The organism is Foetidibacter luteolus (assembly GCF_009650435.1).
Classification (GTDB): Bacteria; Bacteroidota; Bacteroidia; order Chitinophagales; family Chitinophagaceae; genus Foetidibacter; species Foetidibacter luteolus.
Genome location: NZ_VVIP01000013.1, coordinates 167,645 through 189,506, shown reverse-complemented (window position 1 = coordinate 189,506; position 21,862 = coordinate 167,645). Strand labels below are relative to the sequence as shown.

Genomic DNA, 21,862 nt, shown 5'->3' with positions numbered 1-21,862 from the left:
GAATTTTATGGGCCCGGCAGCAGGAACTACTATGAGGCTTCGTTGCGTCGCACTCTTGTACGTCCTAACCATTATTGGCCATGGTGCAGGCTGCGGCCAGTTTGGTTGGGCCGTTTGCAGGCATCAGGCTGCTTTGTTTTTGCGGCCTGCCAAAAACTTTTGCCGCCTTATTTTCTGTACCGGAACATTCTGAATTTTGCTTTCCAGCCACGAAATAATGTCCAGGTACATAAAAGAACGTGTTTCCAGCGGGTTACCCTGGTACTTTTCCAGCTTCTCTTTCAACAGTTTAAACGCAGGAATTACTTTTTTTTGCTGTAACGAGAAAGACTTGCGTAAAAATTTAAATATTTCTTCTTCTACCACGCTAAGGTTTTTCATATTGGCCATAAAGCGGTAAACAGACTTTATAAGATATTCTAATATACCATAATTGCCCAGTTCATAATGGGCAATAAGGTGCAGCAGCCGGGCATAACATTGCAGGTCTGTACGCAGGTCAACCTTCCAGTTAATTATCTTATTTAAGTAGTCAATAGCATGCTCATTATCGCCGCTGCCAAAATACAGGCAGGCAATTTTGTAATCAAAAACCAGTACACGGTGCCTGTCAAGGTGAAGTTCATATTCCTTCAGCCTGTCATTAATTACAGGTACAAGGTCCAGCCCTTCAGTAAAAGTGCCTTCCAGGAAATGTTTGTCAATTTTTGCTGAATACAAATACACAAAAGTTTGTATTAGTGCATTGGTATTCATGTTGCTGTTGTAGGTGGTGGAGAAATGTTCAAAATGCTCCAGTGCTTCGTTGTATTTGTCGTAATTGTTCAATACAAAATGCGCATTCAGCAGGTTGTGCAGTCCCTTTATGTACTGGCCGGATTCGGCGGTTTTCATGTGTTCCTGGTTGTCAAAAAGGTCAACCCATTTTTGAGAATAGCGGTAGTACAGCAGCAAATCCTGTAAAATGAAGGCGTACCAGCAATAAGACTGGTACAGGTACATTTTTTCGTAAAAGCCCATTGTTGTTACGTTACAGCGCGGCAGGTTGCTTTCAAAAAAAAGCTGTACGGCGCTAACGTCTTTTTCATCCCGTGCATGGCCCATTTTAATGTACCAGCTATACAATTGCAGGGATAGGTTAGACACTTTGCCCAGCATAGACAAATGCTCGTTTACTTCTTTTACTTCGTGGGCAAGCTTCTCTGCCCTGTCTTCCATGCTGCGGGTAATGTGCAGGGCCTCTATTTTTTTCTCAAAAATTAATACCTGCAGGTGAAAAGTTAGCTGGTTGTACGCTTTGGCCTGCTCCTTTATCTTCTCCAGCACTTTAAGGCTTTGCAGGTAAAGCCCTTTATTATAAAGAATGCGGGCATAATCCATTTGTTCGTGCAGCGTAATATCAATGTTGTCAACATCTTTTACCAGCCTTAGGCTTGTTAGTATTTGCCGGTATAAATGCCCTTTCATGTTGGATAGCTGTTGTTTTTTCAGCTCTTCATTCTTTCGCAGCAGCAGTTCTTCATCGTATTCTTCCATTTTATCCAGGGCATCAAATAACTGCACTATTTTAAGGTCGTCCGTACCTGACTGGCGTTTTACAAACAACTTAAAATTGCGCTTATCACCTTTGGAAAGCGATTTGATCAGTTGAAATAGTTCATCGGTATTTCTGTTGGCCATTGCCTGAAAGGTATTAAAAACGCAATCTAATTAAACCGGAAAGTTTTTGAAGAACCAACTTACACTTTTAACTTTTACAGGCTGCATTCTAAAAGAAAGCAGTTCTGTATCGTCGCTGATAATTACACTGCAGTTATGCTGGATGGCGATATCGAAAAGAAAATTGTCTTTTGGATCGGGGCTTAGGCGGTAAACAACGTTTTCCGTGATAAACATGGAGATACTCTTTACGTAGTCAATGTACCTCCTGGCTTCTGAAGCCGTTGCCCATTTATGCTTCAGGATAATGTCAAACACCTCTGATAAAAGGTAATTGTTAGTGACAGGCATTAGTTTATATAATGCTATGCTGTTTACAAGGGCGGCAAGAGAACGGGAACGGGCGAACCTTATCCAAACGTTCGCATCTAAAACTATAAGCATGTTTTAATACTTGGCTGGGTAACGTTTTTTTTGTATCGCTTTTACAATATCTTCATCGGTAGCATCGCCAAAATTCATCTGGCTGGCAATTTCATTGCCTTCTTTTATCAATTCGTCTTTAAAAAGTTGTATATACAGCAACTTCAGCTCGGCTTCATCCATTGTTCTCATCCTGTCCACTATCCTGGCGAATGTTGAAACAGATTCCTGTGTTGTTTCCATCAAAAAAAGTTTATCCAAATATACCAAAAACAACCGGGAAGTTATTAGGGTACCCCAGCCCAGGGTCTGAAAAGATGCCATGAAAAACCAAACGATGAAAGTAGTGCGACGCAACCGGCGATGCCATGAAATGCCAAAGCCGGCCACCAAAAGATGCTGCGAAAGTTAAATAAAGCCCTGTCAAACGTTTGCATTGGCGCTTATCTATCGTAATTCTGTAATATGAAAACCCTTGCCTGGTAAGGGTTTTAGGGGAATTTGGCATACTTGTGGTGCGTAAAATGCTGTATATTTTGGTTTTATTGCCAAAAATCAACCTGTTACATTTACAAAATGCAGGTGGGTTTATGTTATGGCAGGCAAACCGACATTAAACTTCCTGCATATTTTATCTTTAAAACATTGCTATGTCAGCTACCAAAATAGACATTTTTGATACCACGCTAAGGGATGGTGAACAGGTACCCGGATGTAAGTTGAATACAAAGGAAAAAATTGAGCTGGCACTGGCACTGGAAGAACTTGGCGTTGATATTATTGAGGCCGGCTTTCCCATTTCCAGCCCTGGCGATTTTGCTTCTGTTGAAGAGATTTCCAAAGTAATTAAAACTGTGAGGGTTTGCGGTTTAACAAGGGCTGTTGAAAAAGATATTGAGGTGGCCGGCGCTGCCCTGAAACTGGCTAAAAGGCCGAGGATACATACTGGCATCGGCACATCAGACTTGCATATAAAGGCTAAGTTCCGCTCTACACGCGAAGAAATACTGGTACGTGCGGCACAAGCTGTAAAATGGGCGAGGAATTTTGTGGATGATGTGGAGTTTTATGCGGAAGATGCCGGCCGCACTGATAATGATTACCTGGCAAAAGTGGTAGAAACCGTTATTGCCGCCGGCGCTACTGTTGTTAACATACCCGATACAACAGGTTATTGTTTGCCTACGCAATACGGAGAAAAAATTGCCTACCTTATTAATAATGTGCCCAATATAGATAAGGCCATTCTTTCCTGCCATTGCCACAACGATTTAGGGCTTGCTACAGCTAACTCCATTGCAGGTGTAATGAACGGGGCAAGGCAAATTGAGTGTACCATTAATGGCATTGGCGAAAGGGCAGGCAATACCTCCCTGGAAGAAGTAGTGATGATTTTGAAGCAGCATAAATCGCTTAACCTCTATACCAATATTAAAACAGAGCAACTGAACCCCATGAGCCGAAAAGTGGCCGAAACCATGCGGATGTACGTTCAGCCCAACAAGGCAATTGTAGGCAGTAACGCATTCTCTCACTCATCGGGCATACACCAGGACGGATTCTTAAAAGAAGCGCTTACTTACGAGATAATTAACCCGGTTGAAGTGGGTGCGGACAGCTCTAAAATTGTTTTAACTGCACGTAGTGGCCGTAGCGCATTGGCGCACCGTTTACACAAACTTGGTTACCAGTTTAACCGCAACGATATTGACGTTTTATACCAGCAGTTTTTGAAAATAGCAGACGAGAAGAAAGAGGTAGAAGACACAGACTTACAAGAGATGGCAAAACAGTATCAACCGGAAAGTGTAACTGTCTGACAATTTTTATGAGCCCGGCTGCATTGTTGTTATTAAACTTCCGTTGCGTCGCACACTTGTACGTTTGAGGCAATACTCAGCAGAGAACTATTCAACTTCCGTCAAAGGATATTGCTAAATACAGGTACTTGTTTTCATAGTATTATCGTCGCCGTACAAATCAACGTAGGCGAAAATATCTGTAAATAGGCAATCGGGGCAATCAATAACCAGGTAAATACAGGTTCTGACATGATAAAGTGGGATACCAATTTATACGACAGCAAACATAGCTTCGTTTCCAAATACGGCGAAGATTTAATTGGCTGGTTAACCCCACAACAGGGTGAACATATACTGGATGTAGGATGCGGTACCGGCCAGTTGGCCAGCGAAATACAAGGTTATGGAGCAGATGTAATTGGTATGGATGCGTCGCCGGAAATGATAGCAAAAGCCCGGGAAACCTATAACGACATTGAGTTTTTTGTGAAAGATGCAACTGATTTTTCTTTTGATACCAGGTTTGACGCGGTTTTTTCCAATGCAACATTACACTGGATCAGCAAGCAACCTGAAGCTATCCGTTGCATTTACGAGGCACTAAAGCCAGGCGGCAGGTTTGTGTTTGAAATGGGCGGTAAGCAGAATATTAAAAGCATCGCGGATGCAGTTAAAAAAGTGATAGCGGATGATGGGCTGACAAGTTTGCTTCCGGAGACTTTCTGGTTTTTTCCTTCTGTTGCTGAATACGCGGCATTGCTGGAAAACCAGGGCTTTACAGTAGATTCAGCCTTATACTTTGCGAGAGAAACTGCGCTTACCGGGGATGACGGTATGAAAGACTGGTTGAAAATGTTCGCTTCTTTCTTTTTTAAGAAATTCAATGCAGCGCAAACAGAAAACATCCTCAACAGAGTAGTGGAATATTTACGGCCAACCAATTATAACAATGGAACCTGGTATGCAGATTACGTAAGGTTGAGGATGAAAGCTACAAAACCACCAACTTCCTGAAGGGGAGTTTGGCTGTTTAGGTTTAAAGTTGTTAAGGGTTTACAAGCAGGTTGCACAATGGTGAGTAATGAACAAAAGTACAAGAGTGCGACGCAAGAAAAGCCTCATAGTAGCAAGACAGATTGGCTCATAAAAATAAAGGACTTGAAAGAAAGCAATTCACATACGGTTAACGTGCAACAGACTGCCCTTTTAGGGGATGTGAGTGCTTTAATTACGGTTAAAGACCTCACAGTAAAATATCGCCAGCATACAGTACTGAACAATATTTCTTTTACGATGCATAGGGGCGAGCAATGGCTTGTTACCGGAAAAGCAGGTATTGGAAAATCTGCCCTGGCAAAAGCTATCAGTGGTTCCATTTACAGCAACGGGGTTATTGATGTTCATTTCAGCAAAAGCATTGAATTGAAGAAGAAAGTGCTGTTTGTAGAGCAATGGTATCATTTTAATAACTCTGTTGGATTACAGGATTTTTACTACCAGCAACGTTATCAAAGCAGCGATGCGGATGATACTATCACAGTGCTGCAGGACCTGCAGCAATCATTTGGCGAAGATGTAAAACTTGCTGAAGCTGCTAATCATTATGTTGAGCAGCTAGGTTTGTCACACAGATTAAATGCCCCATTGATACAGCTTTCCAGCGGTGAGCAAAAAAAGTTGCAACTGGTAAAAGCATTTCTTCAAAATGTGCAGGTATTGGTGATTGATAACCCATTTATCGGGCTTGATGTAGAGGCGAGACAGAACCTCAATAATATTTTTGATAAACTGGTGCAAACCGGTATGCATATCATCCTGATTGCAGACGGCGAAGAAATTCCTAACTGCATTACACATGTGGCGGAACTGAGTGAAGGTTTGTTGCAGATTGAAACAAAACGGGCATACCAGCAGAAACATAGTAAGCCCGAAGCGCAGCCACAGGCATTTAAGGAAATCAGTTTTGAGCATGCACCACTGCCCCCATTTTTTGAGGCGGTTAAGCTGAACAATGTTTCAGTTAAATACGGCGCCAAGGTTGTGTTGCAGGGTATTAACTGGAGAATTAAAAAGGGCGATAAATGGTTGTTGCAAGGGCATAACGGTGCGGGTAAGTCAACCTTGCTCAGCCTGCTTACAGGCGATAATCCACAGGCTTATGCCAACGAGATTTATTTATTTGATAAGCGCCGTGGAACAGGAGAAACCATTTGGGATATCAAGAAGAAAATCGGTTATACATCGCCTGAATTGCATTGGTACTTCGATGCCAATACAACATGCATTGATACGGTGGTATCAGGACATTTCGATACAACAGGTTTATACAGAAAGCCAACAGCAGAGCAAACAGAAGAGGCTGAAAAGTGGTTAAGCTGGCTGGAGCTTACAGCTATCAAGAATAGGAAATTAAGAGACGTTTCTGTTGGTGAGCAGCGCATGCTGTTATTGGCAAGGGCGCTGATAAAGAATCCGCCGTTGTTAATACTGGATGAACCTTGCCAGGGGCTTGATATGCACCAGAGCAGGCAGTTTGTAAACATTGTTGATACGTTAATGGACAATAGTGAAAGAACGTTGATATATGTAAGCCATCGTATGGATCAGGTGCCAAAATGCATTACCGGTACAATGAAGCTGGACGGAGGAAAACAGCAACCGCAACCGCAACTAAATGAGCAAAGAGCATAAGTTGCTTAAGGAGAGATTGGGTTATGAATAAAAAAATAGCAGTTATAAATGGAGATGGCATAGGCCCTGAAGTAACCAGGCAGGCCATTAAAGTGCTGGATGCCATTGCAGCGCAGTTTAATCATGAGTTTGCGTATACCTATTGTCTCATGGGTGCTGATGCCATAGATAAAACAGGCAGCCCGTTGCCCGATGAAACAATTGAAATTTGCCTGAATAACGATGCCATTTTATTTGGCGCCATCGGCCACCCTAAATACGATAATGACCCAACGGCCAAAGTACGGCCGGAGCAAGGTTTATTAAAGCTGCGGAAAAGTTTGCAGTTGTATGCTAACATAAGGCCCATTATAACATACCCTGAATTATACCATTTATCCCCGTTAAAACCATCTCACCTGGAGCATATTGATTTTGTGATTTTTCGGGAATTAACAGCGGGCACCTATTATGGCGAAAAAGGGTTGAGCGAAGATGGTAATACGGCATTTGATAAAAGTATCTATACCAGGCAGGAAATAGAGCGTGTTACACAACGTGCGTTTGAGTATGCCCAAAACAGGCGTAAAAAACTAACGCTGGTTGATAAGTCCAACGTGCTTGAAACATCTCGCCTTTGGAGAAAGGTGGTGCAGGAAGCGGCTATGGAGTATAGCGATGTTGCGGTGAATTACATGTATGTAGATAACGCCGCCCTGCAGCTAATACTTAACCCTAAGCAGTTTGATGTGATATTGATTGAAAACGGTTTTGGGGATATCATTAGTCACGAAGCCAGTGTATTTAACGGCTCATTGGGCTTTGCGCCTTCTGCGTCTGTGGGTACATCAAATGCAATGTTTTCGCCTATTCATGGCTCTTATCCGCAGGCAGCCGGTAAGGATATTGCCAACCCGGTAGGCTCCATTTTAGCCGCTGCCATGTTACTCGATTACCTGGAGCTTGGTAAGGAGGCTGCATTGGTGCGTGAAGCTGTTAACTGGACCCTGGCGCATGGCTTTGTTACAAAAGATATAGACCCCATCAATTTTTATTTCACTTCTACCATCGGCGAGCTTGTTACCGATTATGTGAGTGGTAAAATTCCGGATGGCATTAATAAAGGGAATATAGAGTTGAGAAAATCAACAATCATATAGCACTGAGCGTATAGCTATGGGCCTCGGGCTAAATGCTCGCAGCTCAAAGCCTATAACTTAAAGCTTGTTAAAAGTTCTTTGTTTTATTCACCGGCGGTTGTATATTCGCTGCACACTACACATCGTATGTTGCAAACAAGAATACATAATGTACTTAACCTGTTATCAGTCCTGCTGCTACTCGTGGTTGTCATTATTGTTCCTGCAAACGGAGGTGGTGTTTAGCGCATAACGGTACACTTAGTTATACAAACCCGCCTCAATTACGAGGGCGGGTTTTTTGTTGTTTTACATCCCCTGTACGGGGATGTAAAGGCAAATTTTTATGAGCCCGGCAATTGACTAAGCATTAAGCATCTTTGCGTCGCACTCTTGTACCACGGAATACAACTGAACAAATAAAACATTTTATCATTAAAACATCCCTTCAGGGGTTGGGGGTAACAAACAGACAATGGCAAGCTATTATAACAACGAAACAATTCTCTACTTAAATGGAGAATATGTAAGGGCTGCAGAAGCCAAAATGGACTATTACAGTCAGTCCTTTCACTACGGCTATGCAGTATTTGAAGGGATTCGTTCCTACAGGACAGCAGACGGGGAAACAAAAATATTTAAAGCCACAGAACATTATGACAGGCTGAAAAACTCAGCCATTGCCCTTAATCTGCCCTATCACTGGACAACAGGTGAGCTAATTGATATAACGTATGAAGTATTGAAAAGAAACAATTTGCAAAACGCATATATACGTCCGGTGGTGTATGCGCCTGCCAATATGAGCTTTGTGGTGAACGAGCAATCCTTCATTGTAATAGAAGTATGGGAAATGGGTTTGTTTCTTGGTGAAAAATTATTGCGTGTAATAACATCCTCTTTTCAGCGTCCTAATCCTAAGGGCTTTAAGATTGAGGCAAAAGCAAATGGTCATTATGTAAACTCCATATTAGCCAGCCAGGAAGCCAAGGCCAAAGGTTATGATGAGGCTTTACTTACCGATATAAATGGTTACGTTGCTGAAGGCCCTGGTGCAAACATGTTCTACGAAAAGGATGGCAAACTTTATACCCCGCCGGCAGGAAACATTTTACCAGGTATAACAAGGGCAACGGTATTTGAAATATGTGAGGAACTAAATATTCCGGTTGAAGAAAAATTGTTTACCACCGCCGAGGTACAAGAGATGGATGCTGCCTTTTTCTGTGGTACCGCGGCAGAGATAATAGGCTGGGAGAGCCTGGATGATGTAAGATTTAAGCTTGACTGGAATGATACCCTTAGTAAAAAGGTAAAAGAGGCCTATTCTGCAAAAGTAATAGAGGCTGAAGTGATGAGCGAAGCAGTTTAAAAGCTTTGCCCAGAAGCAGGAACTGCCGGGGCCAAAGCAAATGATGATAAATATTTCGAAAGCTTGTAACATAAAAATATAAATCAACCATGCCAGAATTAAATAAATACAGCAAAACGCTAACACAGGATGTAACACAGCCGGCAGCGCAGGCTATGTATTATGCAATAGGATTTAAAGAAGAAGATTTTAACAAGGCTCAGGTAGGTATTGTAAGCATGGGTTGGGATGGTAACCCCTGTAATATGCACCTGAATGATTTAGCGACGGTTGTAAGAGAAAGCGTGAATGATGTTGAAGGATTAATGGGGCTGCGCTTTTACACTATTGGGGTAAGCGATGGCATAAGTATGGGAACAGATGGGATGCGTTATAGCCTGGTTAGCCGTGATGTAATTGCCGACAGTATTGAAACCAATGCCGGCGCCCAATATTATGATGGTTTGATTACCATTCCCGGGTGCGATAAAAATATGCCGGGTTCAATTATGGCAATGGGCAGGCTGAACCGGCCCTCTATCATGCTGTATGGGGGTACCATAGCGCCGGGGCACTATAAGGGACAGGACTTAAATATTGTATCTGCCTTTGAAGCCCTGGGGCAAAAAATAGCAGGCAACCTGGATGAAGCAGATTTTAAAGGGATAGTGAGAAATGCCTGCCCGGGTGCAGGCGCCTGTGGCGGCATGTACACTGCCAATACGATGGCTAGTGCCATTGAAGCTTTGGGGATGAGCCTGCCTTATTCATCTTCCAACCCTGCATTAAGCGAAGAAAAACAAAAAGAATGCAAAGCTGTTGGAGAAGCAATAAAGATATTGTTGGAAAAAGATATCAAGCCGAAAGATATCATGACACGTAAGGCATTCGAAAATGCAATTACGGTAATTATGGTACTTGGGGGCAGTACCAATGCGGTACTTCATTTAATTGCCATTGCAAAAAGTGTGGACGTTCCTTTAACACAGGATGATTTCCAGGCCATCAGCGATAGAATACCGGTACTTGCCGACTTTAAGCCCAGCGGAAAATACCTGATGGAAGATTTACACAAATTTGGTGGGGTGCCCGCAGTGATGAAGTATTTACTGAGTAAAGGGTTGTTACATGGCGATTGCGTAACTGTAACAGGTAAAACAGTCGCGGAAAACCTTGCAGATGCACCTGACCTGGATTTTGAGGCCCAGGATATTATTTATCCTTTGGAAAAGCCATTAAAGGCAACCGGGCACTTACAGATATTGTACGGCAATCTTGCAGAAGGTGGCAGCGTTGCTAAAATCAGTGGTAAGGAAGGGGAACGGTTTGAAGGTACTGCAAGAGTATTTGACGGTGAGCATGATTTAATTAAAGGTCTGGCTTCCGGCAGGGTACATGCAGGTGATGTGGTGGTTATCCGGAATATTGGGCCAAAAGGAGCGCCAGGCATGCCGGAAATGCTGAAGCCAACGGGTGCTATTATTGGTGCGGGTTTGGGTAAATCGGTTGCTTTGATTACGGATGGCAGGTTTAGCGGTGGAACTCATGGCTTTGTAGTAGGGCACATTACTCCGGAGGCCGTTGAAGGCGGTTTAATTGGCCTGGTAAATGACGATGATATTATTGAAATAGACGCTACCAAAAACACGCTTACTTTAAAAGTTAGCGAAGATGAAATTGCTAAACGCAAAGCAGCCTGGAAGAAACCAGCGCCCAAAGCAACAAAAGGTATTTTGTATAAGTATGCAAAGTATGTAAAGACCGCTGCTGAAGGTTGTGTGACGGATGAGGATTAAACTCCCGGCCCTGGGGATGGACAAAGAATGTTGTTAACCGTTAAAAGAAGCACCAAAGCCGGTAACAATGTTTATAATCCATACACTATGCAAATACAGGTTATACAGCAAAAGATATTTGAAATAAGAGGCCAGAAAGTGATGCTTGATTTTGATTTGGCTGAGTTATATGAAGTGGAAACGAAAGTGTTTAATCAGGCAGTTAAAAGGAATATTGAGAGTTTTCCTGAGGAATTTATGTTCAGGCTTACTGCTGAAGAATGGCAGCATATGAGGTCACAATTTGTGACCTCATATGCGCAAGACATTGATAACCAGGAGATGAACTCGTCACAATTTGTGACCAGTTCTCAAAAAAGAAGAAGAAAAGATTTGAAACCCTATGCTTTCACTGAACACGGCGTAACTATGTTGGCCAGTGTTCTGAAAAGTGATAAGGCAAGGAAAATGAACATCGCTATTGTACGGGCTTTTGTTGCCATGCGGAAATTTGCTATCCAGTACGGCGATTTACTGGAACAATTAAAAGAGCTTCGTGAAAGGGTTGGAAATCATGATGCGCAACTGAATCAGATTTATGATGCGATAGAAAATTTGCTGGATGAAAAACAGGAGGAAAAATCGTGGAGTGAAAGAGAACGAATCGGATTTAAAATCCAGTCTTGAATAAAGGATGAATAATGTTGTTAAACGTTGAAGGAGCACCAGAGCCGGTAACAATATTTATAATCCATATGCTATGCAAATACAGGTTATACAGCAAAAGATATTTGAAATAAGAGGCCAGAAAACGATGCTTGATTTTGATTTGGCTGAATTGTACGGAGTTGATACAAAAAGATTGAAGGAGGCTGTTAGGAGAAATATGCTACGCTTTCCATCAGATTTTATGTTTCAACTGACGAAAGAGGAATTTGAAAGTTTGAGGACGCAATTTGCGACCTCAAACCAAAGAGGAGGAACAAGATATATGCCTTTTGCATTTACAGAGCAAGGTATTGCAATGCTAAGCGGCATATTGAATTCTGATAAGGCTATCAAAATGAATATCGCAATAATGAGAGCGTTTGTTGATGTGCGGAAATTTGCTATCCAGTACGGCGATTTACTGGAACAATTAAAAGAGCTTCGTGAAAGGGTTGGAAACCATGATGCGCAACTGAATCAGATTTATGATGCGATTGAAAATTTGCTGGATGAAAAACAGGAGCAGAAATCGTGGGAGGATAGAGAAAGAATCGGATTTAAGAAGTAAAGTGGTTTGAAAATAGTTGAGATGATTTTAGAGAAGACTGAAGCCGCCATTTTAACCGGAACGATGAAGTGATTGCGACGCAATCCCGAAGTTTCGGGACCATGAAATTATTAGCTGGTATCTAAATTAAAATCAGTAACTGGCTAAGTATAAAAACAAAATTCATTTTTAATAAACAACAGAGTATGAGCACTCTTGAATTAACGGAAGAAAAAATTGAAGCGCCTGCTAAAACCACCGAAAATATCAGTGGCAGCGAAGCCGTATTAAAAGCGCTGATTGCAGAGGAGGTAACTACTATTTTCGGCTATCCCGGGGGCGCCATCATGCCAATTTATGATGCCTTGTTTGATTACGAGAAAGAGCTGGAACATATATTGGTCCGTCATGAGCAGGGTGCCATACATGCGGCCCAGGGCTATGCAAGAACGTCCGGTAAGGTTGGCGTTGTATTTGCTACCAGCGGCCCCGGCGCAACCAATCTTGTTACTGGCCTTGCCGATGCACAAATTGATAGTACGCCGGTTGTTTGTGTAACCGGGCAGGTTTTTGCACACCTGCTGGGCACAGATGCCTTCCAGGAAACAGATGTGATAAACATTACTACACCTGTTACCAAATGGAATTACCAGGTAACGGATGCCAACGAAATTCCTGCCGCATTGGCAAAGGCTTTTTACATTGCCAGAAGTGGCCGCCCTGGCCCGGTATTAATTGACATTACCAAAAATGCGCAGGTACAAAAATTTGATTACAAAGGTTATGAACCTTGCAACCATATCCGCAGTTATCGCCCAAAGCCGATTGTTAGAAAAGAGTATGTTGAGCAAGCCGCTAAGCTTATTAACGAAGCACAAAGGCCGTTTGTAATTTTTGGACAAGGGGTGATACTTGGTGAGGCGGAAAAAGAATTTAAAAACTTTATTGAGAAAGGAGGGTTGCCTGCTGCGTGGACAATTCTTGGTTTAAGTGCTTTGGAAACAAGCCATCCGTTAAATGTGGGTATGCTGGGTATGCATGGCAACTATGGGCCTAATGTTTTAACCAACGAATGCGATGTATTGATTGCTGTGGGTATGCGTTTCGACGACCGTGTTACCGGGCGGTTAGACAAGTATGCAAAGCAGGCTAAAGTTGTTCACCTTGATATTGACCCCGCGGAGATTGATAAGAATGTAAAATCAACAGTGCCGGTTTGGGGCGATTGCAAAGAAACCCTTCCATTGCTTACAGAACTGATAGAAAAGAAACAGCATACCGCCTGGCTTCAAAGGTTTAGAGAACACACACAGCAGGAAGAAGAGTTGGTAATTAATAAAGAGATGCACCCAACAACTGATGAATTGAGCATGGCTGAAGTGCTGGATGCGTTGAACGATTTAACAAAGGGAGATGCGGTAATTGTAACCGATGTTGGACAGCATCAAATGGTAGCTTGCCGTTACGCAAAATTTATACAATCTAAAAGTAATGTTACTTCCGGCGGCTTGGGTACAATGGGTTTTGCATTGCCTGCCGCCATTGGTGCTAAATATGGTGCCCCGGAAAGAACAGTGGTGGCCATTATTGGCGACGGCGGCTTTCAAATGACGTTGCAGGAAATGGGTACCATTATGCAGTTTGGGGCAGCGGTAAAAATTCTTATTCTCAACAATAACTTTCTGGGTATGGTACGCCAGTGGCAGGAGTTGTTCCATTCGAGAAGGTATTCTTTTGTGGATATACAGAGCCCTGACTTTGTTACCATCGCCAAAGGATATGGTATTGCCGGTAAAACAGTAAACGAGCGGGCCAATCTTAAAGCTGCTTTAAAAGAAATGATTGACCATAACGGGTCTTATTTGCTTGAAGTTATGGTGGGTAAAGAAAACAATGTTTTTCCAATGGTTCCCCAGGGCTGCAGTGTTGCAGAGATTAGGTTGAAGTAGATTTTTTTTGGGACAAACTGGATTGCTACTATTGGGCGACTGTTGTGTCACTCACTTGTACGTTCAGAACATTATTCAGCATTGTGCAGCAGGTTTTTTGCAAATGCTGTGAGAAGCGTCTTCGCTTCACACACATATTTTATCGCCTCTGGCGAGTAAACTGTACCTTATGAGCTATGAATATGCTGATGGCTATAAAATCAGGAACCAGTTTGGCTTGCATTTTATGACATTTACAGTAGTAGGATGGATTGATTTGTTTAGCAGGGCAGTATATCGCGACATATTGCTGAAGAGCATGCAGTATTGCCGTAAGAACAAAGCATTAAGTATAGGCGCTTTTGTGGTAATGACAAACCATGTTCACGTAATATGGCAGTCGAAAAGCGGAAAGTTAAGCGATACGTTAAGAGACTTTAAGTCTTATTCCACAAAAGAGTTTATCCATGCAATCATGAATGAACCTGAAAGCAGAAGAGACTGGTTATTGCACATGTTCCGTTTTCATGCAAACAGAACAGAACAGAATAAGGAATTTAAAATTTGGACAGGGGATAATCATCCGGAAGAAATATCTTCTGAAGCGTTTATGAAAGTAAAGCTTAATTATATCCATCAAAACCCGGTAAGGGCAGGCTGGGTTACAAATGCTGAAGATTATATTTACTCAAGCGCTTCAAGTTATACAAATGGAAAAGGCATAATGGAAATTGATTTTTTGTATTACTAAATCGCCAGAGGCGATAGAATAAAGGTTCGTGGCGAAGACGCCACGAACAGTATAAAATAGAGGTTTCAATCAGCAACATGCAGGATAGCATTTTTACAGACATACCGGTACAATACGAACGCATTGCAAATGCAACCAAAGCGTTGGCTTTTAATATGGCTTCTGATTTATATACAGGCAGCCTGTTAAAAACATTGGTGGCATCAAAAGGCACGGCCAAAATTTTGGAATTGGGTACGGGCAGTGGGCTTGCTACGTCTTGGATTGTTGCTGGTATGCGCAAAGATGCAAAACTGGTAACCATTGATAATAATGCTTTGCTTATGGATATTGCCAGGCAGAACCTTGCGGATGAACGGGTTTGCTTTGTTTGCGCTGATGGATATGAATGGCTGCAAACATACAAGGGCGATAAATTCGATTTGATATTTGCGGATGCCATGCCAGGCAAGTACGACTTATTTGAAGAGGCTTTGGCATTGCTGCGCATTGGCGGCTTTTACATTATAGATGATATGTTGCCACAGCTAAACTGGCCGGATGGTCATGCTGCAAAAGCAGAGAAGTTTATTGATGTTTTGGAGAACAGGAAAGACATTACTTTAACCAAGTTAAATTGGTCAACAGGAATTATCATCGCGGTAAAAACAGCGGATAAAGAATTTTAAGACATACAAAAACATATTATGTCAAAACAGGAGTTTACTATTACAGTTTATACGGAGAACCAGATTGGTCTGCTCAATCGTATTGCCATTATTTTTTCAAGGCGTAAAATAAACGTAGAAAGCCTGAACACTTCACCCTCAGAAATTGAAAGTGTGCACAGGTTTACCATTGTTATTAATGAAACTGAAGATGTGGTAAGAAAGCTTTGCCGGCAGATTGAAAAACAGGTAGAAGTTTTAAAGGCTTATTTTAATACCAATGAAGAAATTGTTTGGCAGGAGCTGGCTTTGTATAAGGTGCCAACAGATGTAATTGCAGAAAAGGTAAAAGTGGAACGTTTGCTTAGGGAGTATGGCGCAAGGGCGGTAGTAATCCGTAAAGATTACACTGTTTTTGAAACCAGCGGCCATCGTGAAGAGATTGAGGGCCTTATTAAAGCCCTGGAGCCTTATGGCTTAATTGAATTTGTGCGCAGTGCAAGGGTGGCAATTATCAAAGACAGCAAAGGCTTTCATGAAAAATTGAAAGAGTTTGAGCGTAAAGAACCCGGTGAAGAAGTAGTAGAAAACGAATTCCTAAGCCAGCAGGATGAGGTATTTACAATGTAGTATTGACATAGTCAATCAGAATTACTTATGCAAACAGTAATTCCCATGTCAGCTTATGCAAATGGGGTAGCGGCAATAGAATGATTAAAGCAGGGCCAGCGATGGATGTTTATGGAGAAAAGTCAGCAACATAATTTGGGTTGATTGATTGGATTTAGAGGATAAATAAAAATCAACAATCAGGAGAATTGGTAAAATCAGGTTTAATCGTGGTTAAAATAAGCTGAGTAGAGAACAAAACGTACAAGAGTGCGACGCAAGAAAAGCCTCATAGTAGTGCTGCCGCCGGGCTCATAAAAATGATTGAACTAACGACGATTTAATTCATCATTTATTTTAGAATTCAATAGATAGAGCAATCAGTAGAATCAGAAAAAATCACATAAATCCTGGTTAAAAATACTTGAATGAAAAAGAAAATTTTATTCAAGACTCATCATTTAAAATTCAACACAAATAAACAAAAATGGCAAAGTTAAATTTCGGCGGAGTAGAAGAAAATGTAGTTACCCGCGAAGAATTTCCATTAAGCAAAGCACAGGAAATTTTAAAGAATGAAACTGTGGCAGTGATTGGTTATGGTGTGCAGGGCCCCGGCCAGGCATTAAACCAACGCGATAACGGTATCAACGTCATTGTTGGCCAGCGCAAGAACTCAAAAACCTGGGACAAAGCCATAGCCGATGGTTTCGTTCCTGGCGAAACGCTTTTTGAAATTGAGGAAGCGTTGGAGCGTGGCACTATTATTTGCTACCTTTTAAGCGATGCCGCACAAATTGAATTGTGGCCAACGGTGAAAAAGCATTTAACAGCGGGTAAAGCATTGTATTTTTCTCATGGTTTTGGCATTACGTTTAACGAACAAACCGGTATCATTCCTCCGAAAGATGTGGATGTGTTTTTAGTGGCGCCAAAAGGTAGCGGTACCTCATTACGCCGCATGTTCCTGCAGGGCCGCGGCCTTAACAGTAGCTATGCTATCTTCCAGGATGCAACAGGTAAAGCAAAAGAGCGTGTAGTTGCATTGGGTATAGCAGTTGGCAGTGGTTACCTGTTTGAAACAGATTTCAAAAAAGAAGTTTACAGCGATTTAACCGGTGAGCGTGGCACTTTGATGGGCGCTATACAGGGTATTTTCGCTGCACAATACGAAGTGTTACGCAGTAAAGGCCATACACCTTCTGAAGCCTTCAACGAAACTGTAGAAGAGCTTACACAGTCGTTAATGCCGCTGGTTGCAGAAAACGGTATGGACTGGATGTATGCCAACTGTTCAACCACTGCGCAGCGTGGTGCACTTGACTGGTGGAAGAAGTTTAAAGACGCTACACAGCCTGTGTTTAATGAACTGTACGAAAGTGTTGCTGCCGGTAAAGAATCACAGCGTTCTATTGACAGCAACAGCAAATCCGATTACAGGGTAAAACTGGAAGCAGAACTGGCAGAGCTTCGTGATAGTGAAATGTGGCAGGCCGGCAAAACGGTACGTTCCCTGCGTCCTGAAAATCAGAAGTAGGTTGCATTATTAGACTGATTTTATACTTTTCGGAAACCTATAAAGCTTGCTGTTTTATAGGTTTCTATTTTTTGGATACCTGCTATACATTTTCAGGGGGCATTACTGCGCAGCAAACCGGCGAAGCAGTTTCACCGGCACCGAAATAGATGAACGAAGTGGGCTGGCAATCGGATTCATTGGTTGTCAATTTGCTTTGCCTAAGTATTAATTTATGAGCACACAATCAAATATTTCTTTCCCTTTAAATTTTGAGGAAGCAAAAAAACGCCTGGGCAAAATAGTTAACCGCACCCCGTTACAGCTTAACCTTAATTTATCACGCAGGTATAACGCCAGCATTTACTTAAAAAGGGAAGATCTGCAAATCGTTCGTTCTTACAAGCTGCGTGGTGCATATAACATGATAAGCACATTGCCACAGGAAAAATTGCAGAATGGTGTGGTTTGCGCAAGCGCCGGTAACCATGCGCAAGGCTTTGCATACAGTTGCAAAAAACTGGGTATTAAGGGCGTGGTGTTTATGCCTATAATAACGCCCAGGCAAAAGGTTACGCAAACAAAAATGTTTGGAGAGGAGAATATAGAAATAATTCTTACTGGCGATACGTTTGATGACTGTGCTATTGCTGCAAAACAGTACACTGATGAGCATGGTATGACGTTTATTCCGCCCTTTGATGACTATAAGATTATTGAGGGGCAGTCAACCGTTGCTGTTGAAATTCTTGAAGACCTGAACAATATAGATTATCTGTTTGTTCCCGTTGGTGGTGGCGGTTTGGTATCGGGCGTTGGTAGCTATTTTAAAGAAGTGTCACCACAAACAAAAGTTATCGGCCTTGAACCTGAAGGTGCCCCCAGTATGCTCGAGGCAAGAAAAGCCGGTCATCCGGTAACGCTTGATAAGATAGACCGCTTTGTAGATGGCGCTGCTGTTAAACGTGTGGGTGATTTAACTTTCCAGATTTGCCAGCAGGTGTTGGATGATATGCACCTGGTGCCCGAAGGAAAGATATGCACTACAATTCTTAAGCTGTATAATGAAGATGCTATCGTAGTAGAGCCGGCAGGTGCGTTATCCCTGGCAGCATTAGATGACTATGCAGATCAAATAAAAGGGAAAAATGTTGTTTGTATTGTTAGCGGCAGTAACAACGATATAGACCGCATGCCAGAAATAAAAGAGCGTTCCCTGCAATACGAAGGTTTAAAGCATTATTTCCTGGTGAGGTTTGCCCAAAGGCCAGGGGCTTTGCGTGAGTTTTTGAATCATGTGCTTGGGCCTAAGGATGATATTACACGTTTTGAGTACATGCAAAAAACCAATAAGGAAACTGGCCCGGCATTGGTAGGGATAGAGCTGCAGTCCCGGCATGATTATGACGATTTGTTAAGTAAAATGAAGCAATACAACATTGATTTTACCGAGCTGAATAAGGATGACAACCTGTTTGGGTACCTGGTATAAAAGAATGCAATAATGCTGCAGGTAGTGCACTGCTTGGCGCTCATTATTATTCCTTAATCATCAACTGGTAATAGTAAATCATTCTCCTGAAGTCATCAAAAGTTATCTTTTCATCAATGCCATGAAACCCCTGGGGGTCTAATGCAGGTAAAAATCGAATAACCGCATCGGATATTTTGTCATAGTAACGCCCGTCTGTAGCGCCAATCATAAGAAATGGTACAGGAATAATATCATCCATTAGTTTATAAGCCGCTGCTTCCGCTTTTTTGTAAGCAACGCCGTCAATAGGGCTTGTTTTACCTGGCTCTGCGAAAAAAGGGAGTTGTTTAATCTTAATTCTGTCGTCATTAATGGCATCCTTTATAAAAGCCAATACACCGGCAGCGCTTTCGCCGGGCATTATTCTGCAGTTAACGGTTGCTTTTGCCACCGAAGGGATAACATTTTCCTTTACTCCTGATTCTATTATAGTGGGTACAATGGTGGTATGAATGGAAGCGTTTTTGCCTTTTGAGCTTTCAAATGTTTTTATAAGCATGCTTTCAAAAACCCATCTATTGGCAAGGGCCATGCGTGTGGTAAAGCCAAGGCCTGGGCCAATTTTGTTAAGCATAGCATTGGTGGCGGCATTAATGTTAACAGGTGTAGGCTTTTCTCTAAGATGGGTAAGCGCTCTGGAAAGAATATCAATGGCGGTTTCTTTTTCCGGCATAGACGAGTGGCCACCTTCCTTTTCAACAGTTAATTCAAAGGAGACGTGGCCTTTTTCTGCCACTCCTAACAAAGCAACAGGGCGGTTTAAATCTTTAAAGTTTTCCTTTGTAATAATTCCTCCTTCATCCGCAACCAGGGCAGCATATATATTCTTGCTTTCAAACCATTTTACTATCTGTGCCGCTCCATTGTTACCGCCTAACTCTTCATCATGTCCAAAACACAGGTAAATATCACGTCGCGGTTTAAAACCTTGCTTCAGTAATGCTTCACATGCTTCCATAAGCGCAATAAGGCTTCCCTTATCATCTATTGCCCCGCGGCCCCATACAGCACTGTCTTTTATCGTTCCCGCAAATGGGGGTACATGCCATAGGTTTTGAGAAGAGGGCTCAACGGGAACCACATCAGAATGAGCGAGAAACAGGTACGGCTTTAACGAACTGTCGTTACCTTTCCAACGATAGATGTAGCTGAACTCGTTGATTATTGTTTTTTCAAGTTGGGCATGGATCAGGGGGTAACTTGAATCAAGAAAATTTCTGAAGTTTACAAAGCTGGCCGTGTCACAAACTGCGCCCTTGTCTTCCGATATAGTTTTCATCTGTATAGCCCTGCTAAGGTTGTTTACCGCGATACTATCATACACGGGCAGGTGGTCGGCATTCGTATGTGGTATCTGGGTGCTGTACCGGGCTGTATTTATCAGGATGATGCCAACAAACCCAGTTACCAAAATTGCCGCCAGGTAAAAAAGTTTCTTCATGTACAAGGCATTTTCGTGTATTTATTTATCATTCCGTCTTTAGTTGCTTTTTTTATGAGCCCAGCTATGGAATTACTATGAAGCTTCGTTGCGTCGCACACTTCAACTGCAGTACTTACCTTGAACATCATACGCCAACACAGACTCAATTGACTTCTGTTAAACAAGCCAGGGTAATAGGTTTGTTATAAGGGGGTAATTTAATGCTTTTTTGCATGCTAAGCCCGGGTAGCACTGGTTCAAAATGCGTTTTGCTAAGTCTTTTAGAATAACCCGGCTAATAGCTTGTAACCAATACAGTTTTACTGGAAATCGTAATAAAAAAATAAAGGATAGTGCTTGCTTTGAATAAAAATTTCTACTTTAGAACACTTATTTAAAATTTTCTTAAACAATCAGGACTATTTAAAACGATTTTTCCTTAGAATTGCCAAACATTTTTTTAAACCATTGTTTTATTTAAAAATTAAAATCATCGCATCATGGCAGAGACAAAACCAACTGCTACAGCAGCAGCCGCCAAGAGTATTACATCCGTACAGCCAAAAAGAAAGAGTAACGCGATTTCATTGATTGCCCCCATTGCCTGCATTGTGCTTGGGTTTATTATCTGGCGTTTTGTACTGGGTGCCGACAGCAACTTTACGAATCCTGATCCCAAAGGTGGATTTTGGCCAGACCACAAAGGCCCTAAAGGTGGGTTACCAAAAATGTATGAAGGTGGTATAATTGTACCTATCCTTATCGGTTCTTTTTTAACTGTAATCACATTCGTGATTGAAAGGTTATTAACTGTTTCTAAAGCTTCAGGAACAGGAAATATTGCTGAGTTTATCCGTAAAGTTCAGTTTCACCTGGCAAACAAAGATGTTGACAAAGCTTTAGCTGAGTGCGATAAGCAAAAAGGTTCTGTTGGTAATGTAATGAAAGCCGGCCTGCGCAAGTACAAAGAAATGATTACAAATACTGAACTGGATACTGAGCAAAAGGTATTAAGCATTCAGAAGGAAATTGAAGAAGCGACGGCTCTTGAATTACCTATGCTGGAAAAAAACCTGGTGTTTCTTTCTACCATCGCTTCTGTTGCAACTTTGCTTGGTCTGTTAGGAACGGTATTAGGTATGATTAAATCGTTCTCTGCCCTTGGTGAAAGTGGTGGTGGCGAAGCCGCTGCTGAGTTGTCTAAAGGTATTTCTGAGGCCCTGTATAATACGGCATTAGGTATCGGTACATCCGCCATTGCGATTATATGTTATAACGTGTTTACTACAAAGATTGATGGTATCACTTTTGGCATTGATGAGTCTGGTTTTACTCTAACACAGAGCTTTGCTGCTAATTACAAGTAATTTTGTGGATTAC

General features: G+C 42.0%; 19 protein-coding genes. 15 read left to right on the top strand and 4 right to left on the bottom strand.

Annotation, left to right across the window (positions count from 1 at the left end; translation table 11 throughout):
- Positions 1-123 precede the first annotated feature (123 nt).
- Genes F0364_RS04580 through F0364_RS04570 form a run of 3 tightly spaced genes read right to left on the bottom strand, consistent with a single transcriptional unit; the run spans position 124 to position 2,325 of the window.
- Positions 124-1,680, bottom strand: a complete 1,557-nt coding sequence (locus tag F0364_RS04580; RefSeq protein ID WP_153796576.1) for a hypothetical protein — start codon at positions 1,678-1,680, stop codon at positions 124-126.
- 30 nt (positions 1,681-1,710) lie between these two features.
- Positions 1,711-2,103 (bottom strand): putative toxin-antitoxin system toxin component, PIN family, encoded by a 393-nt coding sequence (locus tag F0364_RS04575; RefSeq protein WP_153796575.1) that lies wholly within the window; start codon positions 2,101-2,103, stop codon positions 1,711-1,713.
- Between the two features lie 3 nt (positions 2,104-2,106).
- Positions 2,107-2,325 (bottom strand): hypothetical protein, encoded by a 219-nt coding sequence (locus F0364_RS04570; protein ID WP_153796574.1) that lies wholly within the window; start codon positions 2,323-2,325, stop codon positions 2,107-2,109.
- A gap of 407 nt (positions 2,326-2,732) precedes the next feature.
- On the opposite strand from F0364_RS04570, the gene F0364_RS04565 reads away from it, so the two are divergent.
- From F0364_RS04565 to ilvA, 14 genes are all read left to right on the top strand, one after another.
- Entirely contained in the window at positions 2,733-3,902 is a 1,170-nt protein-coding gene (locus tag F0364_RS04565; protein WP_153796573.1) for a 2-isopropylmalate synthase, read from the top strand.
- Positions 3,903-4,133: 231 nt separating this feature from the next.
- The gene (locus F0364_RS04560) at positions 4,134-4,898 is read left to right on the top strand and encodes a class I SAM-dependent methyltransferase (protein ID WP_153796572.1); all 765 of its coding nucleotides are present in this window, start codon (positions 4,134-4,136) and stop codon (positions 4,896-4,898) included.
- 144 nt (positions 4,899-5,042) lie between these two features.
- The gene (locus F0364_RS04555) at positions 5,043-6,575 is read left to right on the top strand and encodes an ATP-binding cassette domain-containing protein (protein WP_207632510.1); all 1,533 of its coding nucleotides are present in this window, start codon (positions 5,043-5,045) and stop codon (positions 6,573-6,575) included.
- 23 nt (positions 6,576-6,598) lie between these two features.
- Positions 6,599-7,714, top strand: a complete 1,116-nt coding sequence (gene leuB, locus F0364_RS04550; RefSeq protein WP_153796570.1) for a 3-isopropylmalate dehydrogenase — start codon at positions 6,599-6,601, stop codon at positions 7,712-7,714.
- Between the two features lie 454 nt (positions 7,715-8,168).
- On the top strand, positions 8,169-9,065 hold the full coding sequence (gene ilvE, locus F0364_RS04545; RefSeq protein ID WP_153796569.1) for a branched-chain-amino-acid transaminase: 897 nt from the start codon (positions 8,169-8,171) through the stop codon (positions 9,063-9,065).
- Between the two features lie 89 nt (positions 9,066-9,154).
- Positions 9,155-10,840 carry a dihydroxy-acid dehydratase gene (gene ilvD / locus F0364_RS04540; protein WP_153796568.1) on the top strand — a complete coding sequence of 562 codons (1,686 nt, stop codon included), beginning with the start codon at positions 9,155-9,157 and terminating at the stop codon, positions 10,838-10,840.
- A gap of 87 nt (positions 10,841-10,927) precedes the next feature.
- Complete coding sequence (locus F0364_RS04535) at positions 10,928-11,506, top strand: ORF6N domain-containing protein (protein WP_153796567.1); 579 nt, start codon at positions 10,928-10,930, stop codon at positions 11,504-11,506.
- A 73-nt stretch (positions 11,507-11,579) separates the two neighbouring features.
- Positions 11,580-12,095, top strand: a complete 516-nt coding sequence (locus F0364_RS04530) for an ORF6N domain-containing protein (protein ID WP_153796566.1) — start codon at positions 11,580-11,582, stop codon at positions 12,093-12,095.
- Between the two features lie 185 nt (positions 12,096-12,280).
- Entirely contained in the window at positions 12,281-14,023 is a 1,743-nt protein-coding gene (gene ilvB / locus F0364_RS04525) for a biosynthetic-type acetolactate synthase large subunit (protein ID WP_153796565.1), read from the top strand.
- A 169-nt stretch (positions 14,024-14,192) separates the two neighbouring features.
- Positions 14,193-14,753, top strand: coding sequence for an REP-associated tyrosine transposase (locus F0364_RS04520; protein ID WP_153796564.1), 561 nt, complete (start codon positions 14,193-14,195; stop codon positions 14,751-14,753).
- 77 nt (positions 14,754-14,830) lie between these two features.
- Positions 14,831-15,421 carry an O-methyltransferase gene (locus F0364_RS04515; RefSeq protein WP_153796563.1) on the top strand — a complete coding sequence of 197 codons (591 nt, stop codon included), beginning with the start codon at positions 14,831-14,833 and terminating at the stop codon, positions 15,419-15,421.
- Between the two features lie 18 nt (positions 15,422-15,439).
- Complete coding sequence (gene ilvN / locus F0364_RS04510; RefSeq protein WP_153796562.1) at positions 15,440-16,030, top strand: acetolactate synthase small subunit; 591 nt, start codon at positions 15,440-15,442, stop codon at positions 16,028-16,030.
- 466 nt (positions 16,031-16,496) lie between these two features.
- Positions 16,497-17,546: a ketol-acid reductoisomerase gene (gene ilvC, locus F0364_RS04505; protein WP_153796561.1), complete on the top strand. Its 1,050-nt coding sequence runs from the start codon at positions 16,497-16,499 to the stop codon at positions 17,544-17,546.
- Positions 17,547-17,760: 214 nt separating this feature from the next.
- Complete coding sequence (gene ilvA, locus F0364_RS04500; RefSeq protein WP_153796560.1) at positions 17,761-19,017, top strand: threonine ammonia-lyase; 1,257 nt, start codon at positions 17,761-17,763, stop codon at positions 19,015-19,017.
- 46 nt (positions 19,018-19,063) lie between these two features.
- On the opposite strand, the gene F0364_RS04495 is transcribed toward ilvA, so the two are convergent.
- A complete protein-coding gene (locus F0364_RS04495; RefSeq protein WP_153796559.1) occupies positions 19,064-20,500 on the bottom strand; it encodes a M20/M25/M40 family metallo-hydrolase in 1,437 nt (478 codons plus the stop codon).
- Between the two features lie 482 nt (positions 20,501-20,982).
- Here F0364_RS04495 and F0364_RS04490 point away from each other — a divergent pair, with 482 nt between their 5' ends.
- Entirely contained in the window at positions 20,983-21,849 is an 867-nt protein-coding gene (locus F0364_RS04490; RefSeq protein ID WP_153796558.1) for a MotA/TolQ/ExbB proton channel family protein, read from the top strand.
- Positions 21,850-21,862: the final 13 nt, after the last annotated feature.